The organism is Frankia sp. CoBUL1 (assembly GCF_978021245.1).
In genome coordinates this window covers 1-7447 of sequence record NZ_CDXDOS010000167.1, presented here as the reverse complement: position 1 = coordinate 7447, position 7447 = coordinate 1, and the positions used below count along the sequence as shown (strand labels likewise).

At 69.9% G+C, this 7447-nt stretch carries 8 protein-coding genes and 2 pseudogenes; 5 read left to right on the top strand and 5 right to left on the bottom strand.

Going from position 1 to position 7447, the window contains the following annotated elements:
* Positions 1-128 precede the first annotated feature (128 nt).
* The 4 genes and pseudogenes from AC08OX_RS12495 to AC08OX_RS12480 form a co-directional block, all read right to left on the bottom strand.
* Complete coding sequence (locus tag AC08OX_RS12495) at positions 129-425, bottom strand: hypothetical protein (protein WP_476607980.1); 297 nt, start codon at positions 423-425, stop codon at positions 129-131.
* 135 nt (positions 426-560) lie between these two features.
* Positions 561-1395 (bottom strand): annotated as a pseudogene (locus AC08OX_RS12490) (undecaprenyl-diphosphate phosphatase).
* A 260-nt stretch (positions 1396-1655) separates the two neighbouring features.
* Positions 1656-1808, bottom strand: coding sequence for a hypothetical protein (locus tag AC08OX_RS12485; RefSeq protein ID WP_476607979.1), 153 nt, complete (start codon positions 1806-1808; stop codon positions 1656-1658).
* Positions 1809-1895: 87 nt separating this feature from the next.
* On the bottom strand, positions 1896-2624 hold the full coding sequence (locus AC08OX_RS12480; RefSeq protein ID WP_476607978.1) for a CE1 family esterase: 729 nt from the start codon (positions 2622-2624) through the stop codon (positions 1896-1898).
* A 306-nt stretch (positions 2625-2930) separates the two neighbouring features.
* Here AC08OX_RS12480 and AC08OX_RS12475 point away from each other — a divergent pair.
* The 5 genes and pseudogenes from AC08OX_RS12475 to AC08OX_RS12455 form a co-directional block, all read left to right on the top strand.
* Positions 2931-3149 (top strand): annotated as a pseudogene (locus AC08OX_RS12475) (HAMP domain-containing protein); the annotation flags it as partial.
* 125 nt (positions 3150-3274) lie between these two features.
* Positions 3275-3421: an ATP-binding protein gene (locus AC08OX_RS12470; protein WP_023840010.1), complete on the top strand. Its 147-nt coding sequence runs from the start codon at positions 3275-3277 to the stop codon at positions 3419-3421.
* A 266-nt stretch (positions 3422-3687) separates the two neighbouring features.
* Complete coding sequence (locus AC08OX_RS12465) at positions 3688-4260, top strand: hypothetical protein (RefSeq protein WP_476607977.1); 573 nt, start codon at positions 3688-3690, stop codon at positions 4258-4260.
* Positions 4261-4296: 36 nt separating this feature from the next.
* Positions 4297-4845: a histidine kinase gene (locus AC08OX_RS12460; protein WP_476607976.1), complete on the top strand. Its 549-nt coding sequence runs from the start codon at positions 4297-4299 to the stop codon at positions 4843-4845.
* A 93-nt stretch (positions 4846-4938) separates the two neighbouring features.
* Positions 4939-6408: a cytochrome P450 gene (locus tag AC08OX_RS12455; RefSeq protein ID WP_476607975.1), complete on the top strand. Its 1470-nt coding sequence runs from the start codon at positions 4939-4941 to the stop codon at positions 6406-6408.
* 9 nt (positions 6409-6417) lie between these two features.
* Here the strand turns inward: AC08OX_RS12455 and AC08OX_RS12450 are convergent, their stop codons facing one another.
* Positions 6418-7134, bottom strand: a complete 717-nt coding sequence (locus tag AC08OX_RS12450; protein WP_476607974.1) for an OsmC family protein — start codon at positions 7132-7134, stop codon at positions 6418-6420.
* Positions 7135-7447: the final 313 nt, after the last annotated feature.

Here is a 7447-nt window from a genome sequence, read left to right as displayed (position 1 = left end):
CCCCCACCCAGGACCGGCTCGCCGAGATCTTCGGCCTCGCGAGGTGGGCACCCCGGACTTAGGTAATACACATCCGGAAGATAAACTTTGGTCATGGGCTGCGAAAACTCCAACCAAGATCGAACTATCTAGGAAACTCCCGCTAGATGAACGTACGGCCAGAAGCTGGGTTCGAGGTAGGTGACGCCCTCATCCGCGGCATCGATGATCATTTCGTCGACGAGGCGTTCGAAGTCCTCGGGCCGGCGGAAGACCGGCAGGATGCCGGCGATCACTTCGCTGAAGCCCCCGAACTCGGTAAACCCCGTGGTGCGGGGAGTCGGAACGCCCGCGGCGGCGGCCAGGTCGGCCAGCGTCGACGGCCGCATCCCCAGCTCGAAATGCAGATGCAGATGGCCCTTGGGCAGCGAACGCAGATCCCGCATCACAGTCCTTCCTCCGTGGCCGCGCGGCCGGCGGTCTCCCCATCCCGTGGGGACAACCACGAACCCGCAAGACGGTGGATTGAAACTTACGTGGTCGAGCCGCCCCGCGGGAGCCGGACGAAGATGGTCGCCGGCTCAGGTCGCCGAGACGATCCCAGTGGCCACGAGGAAGAGCACGGTGGCACCGAGCGCCAGCCGGTAACCGATGAAGACGCCGTAGCTGTGTCTGGCAATGAACTTCAACAGCCAGGCGATCGCGACGTAGGCGACGGCAAAGCTGACCACGGTCGCGATGATCGTCGCCGGCCAGCCCACCCCGTCGGCGATGTCGTCGGACTTCGTGAGGACCTGCAACGCCGCGGCCGCCATCAGGGCCGGGATGGACAGGAAGAAGGACAGCCGGGTCACCGCCACCCGGTCCAGGCCACGCAGCAACCCCGCCGACATGGTCGCCCCGGATCGCGAGATACCCGGGATCAGCGCCATGCACTGCACGATGCCGATCACCAGGGTGTCCTTCCACGTCACGTCCTCCTCGTGACGTTTCTGGGTACCTACGTGGTCCGCGTACCCCATCACCCCGCTCCAGAGGATCAGCGCACCGCCGACGAACCACAGGCTGCGTAGCGTGGTCTCGATCTGATCCTTGAAGGCCACCCGGACCAGACCGATGGGAATCGATCCGAGAATGACGGCCCAGCCGAACCGGTAATCCGGATGCTCCCGCCAGGCGGGATCGCGCACACCGCGGCCCCACGCCGCCAGAAGGCGCTGGAAATCATGCCGGAAGTAAAGCAGGGTGGCGAACCGCACCGACCTGGATGATCGCGGTGAAAGCGGTGATGTCCGGGTCGTCGATGTCGTGGCCGAGCAGCTTCTCCAAAATTGTCAGGTGTCCGGTGCTGGACACCGGCAGAAATTCCGTCAGCCCCTCGACCGCGCCGAGAAACACCGCTTCCAGGACGTTCACATGGACCCTTCCGCACCGGTACACGCCACCTGCTGATCGCGCAGGGCAGTGTATGACGGCGAGGATCATCTGCTCCCGGTGGGGCGGGCCACGCGGCCGGTCAGGCGACCGGCGCCCGGGTCAGCGCACGTCGAGCCGTCGCCCGGGCGACGGCCGCCTCGGTGCGGGTCCCTCACGACGGGCAGATTCAGCCGGGTCAGGGCCGGCCCGCCACAGCAGCGCCGCGGACGAGGAGAACGAAAGTCCCGCCGGCGTGCGGTTCACCTTGCCTGATGGGTGAAGAAGGCCCAGATGGTCGCGGTGGCATTCAGGGCGGTTGACGGCGGGTCGAGATGCAGGATTCGCTCGGCCGTCGGGTGGCGGGCACCGCCGGGCCACTGGTGGCCCGCGCCGGCAATGGTGACCAGTTCCACGGCCCGTCCCTGCGGGCAGGTGACGATAAAGGTGGTGGCGCTTTCCGTAGTGGTTGTGGCCGGGGTGGCACAATGATCGGCGGTACGCTACATCGCGTTCACGAACGGGACGGCCGGTCCGTTGATTTTTGCGATCCCGTCACCCTCGCCGCCGTAGTAGCGTACGGTGTGGTCTGCGGTGCCGTGAATGGCGATGACGGAGATTGGCCGCGGTGCGGGGCAGGTGCCGAGCAGGGTCGCCGAATCGGGTCCGATCGCGGCGAAAATGCTGGTGTCGCAGGCCAACCGGTAGTCCATCATGCCGCCGTTGGAGATTCCGGTGGCGTAGATACGAGCGGTGTCGACCGGTACGGCGGCTTGGATGGCGGCGACCATGCCAGTGATGAAGGCGACATCATCCACGTCGGTCGCACCGGGCTTTCCGCAACAACCGCCGCCGACGGACCAGGCATGGTTCTGCCCTTCGGGATAGGCGACGAGAAAATGGCCGCGGTCGGCCTCGGCGTCCCAGCCGTAGGAGTTCTCGGCCTGCTCCGCGCCACCGAAACCGCCGTGGATCATGACGACGAGCGGCGCCCGCGCGGGCAGAGTCGGCGGCCGGTACAGCCGGTAGGCGCGGGTGGCGCCGCCGACGTTGATCGACCGTACCGACGATCCGACCGGGACAGCGGCCGGCGTAGAAGCCGTCGCGGTGCTGGCGGGCTCTGCCGGGCCTGCCGCGGAGCGCCGAAGTGGCCCCGAGCAGCCGGTGAGGGCGACCGCGCCAGCGACGAACACGGCGAGCAACCAAGACGTGCGGGGGAAACGGATGATCATCGGACCCCTCTGGTCGGCGCCCATAAGCGGGCAAGGGAATGCCCACAGCCTGGCATACCCGCCCAACCATGATTTTGATCTGCTCGCGCCATAGCGTGCCGGGAGCGGGCGGCGTGGTGCCGACCGCGCCGAGTACGAGTTCGACAGCCACCTACGCCGCTACGTCTCACCACCCGCTTTCGTACGGAATTCACATCTTTCTTGTATGGAATGCGAGGTGCGACGAGCCGCTGACCTCGTGGTGGCCGGGGGTGGAGCCCGCCGGCCGGGCTGGCGAGGGCTGAAGGGCGGCGGGAAGAGGTGGGGATGAGTGCGGGAGACCCGGCCAGGGTGCCGCCGGCGCCGGTGCTCACGTTCGCCGATGTGACCCTGGACGAGGCCGCCGCTGGTGCGGCCGTACTCACGCTGACCGGTACGGCGGCTTGGCTGTTGCTCGGCCGGGGGCTACGCCCGCTGCGGGACATCACCCGTACGGCGGCCGCCATCGCCGGCGGCGACCTGGCTCGGCGGGTCCCGCCGGGGCGTCCGCGCACCGAGACCGGTCAGCTCGCGGCGGCGCTCAACACCATGCTCGGCCAGATTCAGGCGGCCTTCGAGGACCGTCGGCGGCAGGCAGCCGCGGCGGTGGCCGGACCGGCAGCGGCCTCGGAATGGCGATCGTCGCCGCCATCGCCGCCGCCCACGGCGGCACCGCCACCCTCGACAGCGCCCCCGGCGCCGGCACCACCGTCCGCATCGTCCTCCCCGCCGGCACAGGGGAAGAATTGGCCGCGGTCCGGCCCGTCAACCTCCTCTGACCGGGCCGGCCCGTTTCGACCAGTGACGCCGCGTTCACCGCCTCCGCGGGTTGCCCGGTCATAGCAAGAAAACTGCGGATCCGAATGTGCCTCACATCTTGCCGGGAAAGGGTTCTCATTCCAGGCTGATGTTCTTGCCTTGCTGGCAGGGGACACGGGCACAGCCGGTCCACGGAAACCGTGGCACCCAGCCGGCTGGCTCCCACGGTCACCCGTCGGGGCCACCTGACCATCTCCGATCTCCCGAAGGCAGGTGTCCCGTTCCCATGAACCTTCAGGCTCCGGTCCGTCGAGGTCTCGCAACGGCTACCGTTGCCGGTGCGGCGCTGCTTACCATCGCGGCCTGCCAGCCTGGCGCCCGGGTAGTGACCGCCGCGCCGGCGACGGCGACCGCCGGGCAGGTAGCCGACCAGCCAACCTCAACGACACCGGTGTCGGCGGCGGCGTCGGCTGCCGCGACATCCACGGATGCGGTCGGGAAGGGTGCCGGCGGGCCGGGCTCCCTGACCGTGGCCATCACCTCCCCGGTGGCGGTCTCCGGCCACGTCGACACGGTGGTGAGCTGCCAGACCGCGGGCGCCCGCTACGTGGCGTCGGCGAGCGGCTCGGTCCACGGCTACGCCGTCTCGGACGTCGTGCGGGTGGCCGGTTACCACGGGCCAGGGAGCTACCAGGCTTCGGTGACTGTGTCGATGACCGGCCCGGATGCCCACTACGCGATCACCGCCGTACCGGCCACCGCGCAGGTCACCGCTACTGGTGGCGACGTTTCCTTCTCGGCGACGAGCACCGGCGGCCGAACGCTCGCCGGTTCGATCGCGTGGGCCTGCTCCGCGTAGGCGCACATGCGGCCAGTGACTTTAGGAGAACATTCGGTGACCAGGCCGCTCGTCGGCCACGGGGGCACGCCGGCCCGGAGACGTCTGCGCCGTCTGCTCCTGGTGGTCGCGGCCGTGGCGGTCCTGCGCGGTGTGCAAGCCGGCGTCGCTGCGCTCACCGTGCTGACGGCAGCGGCACTGCGGCTCGAACAGCCGGTGCCGCACCTGCATGTCACCCGCCTGGCCGAGACTGGGCCCGAGCCGCTGACCCCGCTGACCGCTCTGGTCATGGTCGCCGTGTCCGCGGCCGTGTCCGCCCTTCTGCTCCGCGCTCGCCGGACGGTCACGGCCTTCGCGGCTGTCAAGGCATTCGCCCTTATCGCGGCGTCGACCATCGCCGGCGTCGTCGCTGCCGGCCCGGTGGGCCTTCGACTGGCCGTCGCGGGGTGCGGCGCGAGCCTGGCCGTCCTGCTGTGGCCGGCGGTCCGGCGCGCCGCCGTAACCCTGCTGACGGCGGTCGGCCTGCCGAACGCCACCGGCCGGACCGCCGACGTCGCCCTCGCCGTGAAGATCGGCCTTCTCGTCGCGGTGGTGCTCGTCAGCTAATCGGCTATTAGCACCGCGCGCCCTCAGCACCGCGCGCCCGCTTCCCCTGCGTCCACCCCACTCGCTCCCATCTCCGCCCGAAAGGAAGTCGTGATGAGCCGCGCTCCCCACGTCCGCTCCGTCGCCGCGCCACCATCCACAGCCAAGACCTCCGACATCAAGACCTCCGACAGGGTGCCCGGCTCGGGAGAGGGGCCGGTCGAGGCGATCCGGCGGCTGCGTGCCGACCCGCTCACCCGGCTCAACGAGCTGGCCCGCGCCCATGGGCCGGTGGTGCGCCTGGCGAGCTGGCCGGTGTCGGCCTTCCTCGTCACCGACCCGGACGCGATTGCTGACGCCCTGGTCAGCGGACACCGGGCCTACGCCAAAGGTGCCGTACGCCGCGGCGCCGGTTCCCGGCGAACGGTGGTGCAGCCGCTGGCACTGCTGCTGGGCCAGGGCCTGCTGACCAGCGCCGGGGACACCCACCGCCAGCAGCGCCGGCTGCTGCAGCCGCTGTTCCACAAGCAGCGGATCGCCGGCTACGCCGACGCCTTCGCGGCCATCGCGGACAAGACCGCCGACGGCTGGCGGGACGGGCAGCGCCTCGACGTGCACACCGAGATGACCGAGATGACCCTGGCGATCGTCGCCCGGACCCTGTTCGACGTCGACCTGGACAGCCACGTCGTCGACGTCATTCGGGCCGCTCTCGACCAGAACATGCCCGCAGCCCGCCGAGCCCAACTTCCCGGCTTCACTACCCTCGAACGGCTACCGCTCCCGGCGCCCCGGCGCCGACGAGACGCCCGGAACGCGCTCGACCGCGTCGTCCACGATCTGATCGCCGACCGCCGCGCCACCGGCGCCACCGGTAACGACCTGCTGTCCCTGCTGCTGACCGCCCGCGACGCCGACACCGGCGCGTCGATGGACGACTCCCAGGTCCGCGACGAGGCGCTCACCCTCCTGCTCGCCGGCCACGAGACCACCGCTAACGCACTGACCTGGACGTTCCACCTACTCGGCCGGGATCCGGAAGTACTGGCGACTCTGCAGGCCGAACTCGACCGGGTGCTCGGCGAGCGGCGGCCGACGATCGACGACCTGCCCCAGTTGCCCTACACCAACGCGGTCATCAGCGAGGCGATGCGGCTGTACCCGCCCGTCTGGGCCATGGGCCGCCACCTCGTCGAAGACCGCGACGTCGCCGGCTACCGCCTGCCCGCCGGCTCCACCCCGGTCTTCAGCCAATGGGTGGTGCACCGCGACGAGCGCTGGTGGCCGCGACCGGAACTCTTCGACCCCATCCGCTGGACCGGGCCCGACACCGCCGATGAGCCGGCCGACGCCGGGCCGAAGATGCGGCCTCGCTTCGCCTACTTCCCGTTCGGCGCCGGCCCCCGCCAGTGCATCTGCAACACCTTCGCCATCACCGAAGGCGTGCTCGCCCTGGCCGCTATCGCCCGCCGCTGGTCCTTCACCCCCGTACCCGGCCTGCCCGTCACACCGCAATCCCTGGTCACCCTGCGACCGAAGGACGGCCTACCCATGATCGCCCACGGTAGGTACCCGAACCGGTAGCGGCCTTTATCAGGCGATCTCTATGCCGACGTCGGGCGGCTGGTGCAGCGAGTTGTGGACGGTGCAGTGCGAGGCCACCGCTACGAGGCCGGGCCGGCGCCGTTCCGGCAGACTGGCGGGAACGGCGATTCGCAGCCGCACCGCCGCCACCCGGGCGGGTCGGTCAGTCGCCATGTCGAACTCGGCAGCAACCCGCAGACCGTCCCGGCACACTCCATGGCGGGTGAGGTACCGGCCGGCGTAGAAGGCGACGCAGGATGCGAGTGAGGCGACGAACAACTCTGTCGGCGTCGCCGCGATGTCGTCACCACCGTGCCGCAGCGGCTGGTCAACCAGCATCTCGTGTCCACGGACCCCGATCGCGTACGACTCACCCGCAAGGTAGGCCACATCGATCCGGCCCGGGTGACCGTCTCCGGACCCAGCCGTGTCCCGCCCGCGGTCAAGCGCCGAGTCTGCTGTCCCGACGGCATCCTCGCGGTCGCGTTCGGCTGCCGCGGCCTGCCCCAGCAGCCGTCCGGCCAGCTGCCGCGCCTCGGGCACGGTCAGGCGCGCCCACTCCTCGCCGCGGTCGTGCCGTTGGCAGCCGACGTTCAGAATGATCTGGCTGGCGCCCTGGCCCTCCCCATCCAGGGGAAGCCGTCCGATGATCATGTCCTGCCCATGGGCGGTCCGGATCACGTCGCGCGCGAGCGCATCGGCTGACTTCGTTCTCGGTCCGTTCATCACGCCCCCCTGACGTCTTGTACCTGCCATGCCGAGGTTAGGACGATGAACGGTATTGATCAGGGGCCATCGGTCCCGGCCAGCGGGGCCAGATGGACGCCCACCGCGCTGGGGATGAGGTCCTTTGAACGGCGTGGCGCGGACCGGCCCTGCCGCATGTCCGCCGACGAGGATCAGCCCACCGACCTTGCGCGCCGGAACCGGGAGCACACCGGCCGCGTACCAACGGCGCGCGGTCACGTACGCCGCGGCCTGCGACTCGGCCCACTCCTTAAGGCTCGCGTGACCATCATAGACCGCCACAGAGCGCTAA